Consider the following 2479-nt stretch of genomic DNA (forward strand, 5'->3'; position numbering starts at 1 on the left):
TGTGACTGCTAAACTGTATTATGCAGTTACTGCTAGATAATAATGTGCACTTTTATCCCATACTTTCGTTCTATTTGATAAACTAGAAGAGTTAGTTTTTCAAATGGAAGGAGAAGAAAAAGGTGGATTTTAAAAAAGTGAATAGAATTGCAAAAGTACATCATTACAAAAAGAAAGGATTTTCAAATGCAAAAATAAGTCGAATGCTTGGTATACATCGAAATACCGTTAGGAGTGATTTAGAAAAAAGACCAGATGAAGCAATCGCTTGGGTGGAAAACCTTAATATTCGGTCAAAAAAGCTTGATCCCTTTAAAGAGACAATTTTAAATTGGCTAAATTATGAGCCGGAGCTTTCATCGGCTCAAGTCGAAGATTGGTTAGATGAACAGTTCGGTTACACCGAAGCAGCTCCAAGCACGATCCGTTCATACGTAAAAGAGCTCAGGGAAACCTACGGTATTCCAAAGGTTTTGACCTATCGAAATTACGAAGCGGTGCCTGAATTACCACCCGGCAAGCAAATACAGGTGGACTTTGGGGAAATAACAGTAAAACGAGGCTTAACTGATAGTCGAGTAAAGCTTTATTGTATTGGCTTTGTTCTTTCCCACTCCCGTTATAAATACGCTGAGTGGCAAGAGAAGCCCTTTACGACAAACGACGTGATTAGGGCACATGAGAATGCTTTTGACTACTTCGGAGGACGAACAGAAGAAATCGTGTATGATCAGGATAAGCTGATGATTGTCAGTGAAAATCATGGAGATATTTTATTTACTAAACAGTTTCAGGCTTATGTACTGGAAAGACAGTTTATTGTTCATGTCTGTCGTGCCGCTGATCCAGAATCTAAAGGAAAAGTCGAAGCCGTCATTAAATTCGTAAAGTACAACTTCGCCCGTGGTCGTCGCTTCTATTCCATTGAGTCATGGCAGGAGCAATGTGAGTCCTGGTTAACTCGCAGAGGCAATTATAAAAAACATGAAAAAATAAAAAAGAGACCGATAGACGTGTTCACTCTGGAAAAGTCACACCTCATCTCGATCTCTGATAAACCTATTCTCTCGAATAATGAAAGTATAACAAAGACCGTTCTGAAAGACAATACGATTCAATTTAAGTCTAATTATTACTCGGTTCCAATCGGAACCTATCGGCCAAGAAAAACAACTAAAGTCCGTGTAGTAATAAGCAATAATCGTTTGTCTGTGTTCGAACTGAAAAGCAGTCATCAACTCGCCGATCATCCCCTGGCTAAAGGGAAAGGCAAGCTGACTAAAGACCCTGATCATGGACGAGAAGCAGAAAGAAAACAGAAACTTGAGCAGCATATTAGTAAGGTACTTAGTCATTTCCATAATAAAGAGGAAGCGACCATTTTTATCAACCAGCTCAAAATTAGGTATCCAAGGCATATGAGAGATCAGTTACGTGTTATAGAAACCGTCATAGAACAAAATAATAACGTACTAGACAAGGCGTTGAATGAATGTATCATATTAAATTTATTCAGTGCAAATGTCTTAAGAGATGTGGCTAGCGAATTAGCTCGTCGGCAACTTCAGACAAATCTCCACGATATAGAGAGTGATGGTTTGTCCGAAAGGTATCAATCGATTACCGCTGTAGAACGTTCTGTTGAGTCATATCTACAAGTGTTAGGAGGAAAAGAATCATAGGTACTACAGAAAGTCTTCAATCTCAATTCAAGCAGTTCCGCATGACAGAAACGGCTCAGGCTCTGCCAGGTTTTCTGCGTGAAGCAGAACAGCAATCTTGGACTTATCAAGAGCTACTTGTGGCACTATGTAATCACGAAGAACATCGTCGAGAAGAAAAGACACGACAGAAGTATTTAAAATGGGCACAGTTTCCTTTTGAAAAGTCCTTGGAGGACTTCGATACTATCGAATCAATGTCACTCAGTAAACGACAAATCGATCAACTTCGAGAATGCGATTGGTTAGACCAACTTTTCAATCTCGTTCTCTTAGGTCCACCTGGAGTGGGAAAAACACATATAGCCATTGGTTTAGGGTTGGAAGCCATTGAGCGAGGTAAACAAGTCGCTTTTGTATCAATGGGTGAGTTGATTTCTTTGCTCAAAACCGAAGGTTATGTTCGAAAGTCGGCAATTCGCCTCAAACGTGTGAGACAAGCTGACTTAGTCATTCTTGATGATATGATGTTCATGGCTATGGAGACAAACGAAGCGAATCTCTTTTTCCAGTTGATTAGCGATTTATACGAGAAGAGTTCAATCATTTTAACATCTAATAAAGGCCCTGACAGCTGGGGTAAGATGCTTGGAGATCAAGGAATCGCAACAGCGATTCTTGATCGGCTTCTTCATAGATGTGAAGTCATTCATATGGATGGCGAGAGTCATCGAATGAAACATCGAGAAACAATTTTTGAATAAAAAAGTGCACAAAGTTATCTAGCAAAAAGTGCACAATTGTCCTTGACAGTTACA

Annotated in this window: 2 protein-coding genes; both read left to right on the top strand. The window is 39.5% G+C overall.

Features of this window, described 5'->3' with window-relative positions:
- The first annotated feature begins 122 nt into the window (after positions 1 to 122).
- The gene (gene istA, locus H541_RS0110840) at positions 123 to 1682 is read left to right on the top strand and encodes an IS21 family transposase (protein ID WP_022797294.1); all 1560 of its coding nucleotides are present in this window, start codon (positions 123 to 125) and stop codon (positions 1680 to 1682) included.
- Positions 1679 to 2425 carry an IS21-like element helper ATPase IstB gene (gene istB, locus H541_RS0110845; protein ID WP_276202769.1) on the top strand — a complete coding sequence of 249 codons (747 nt, stop codon included), beginning with the start codon at positions 1679 to 1681 and terminating at the stop codon, positions 2423 to 2425. Before istA ends, istB begins: the two co-directional genes overlap by 4 nt.
- Positions 2426 to 2479 lie beyond the last annotated feature (54 nt).

Source organism: Bavariicoccus seileri WCC 4188 (assembly GCF_000421665.1).
Taxonomy (GTDB): Bacteria; Bacillota; Bacilli; order Lactobacillales; family Aerococcaceae; genus Bavariicoccus; species Bavariicoccus seileri.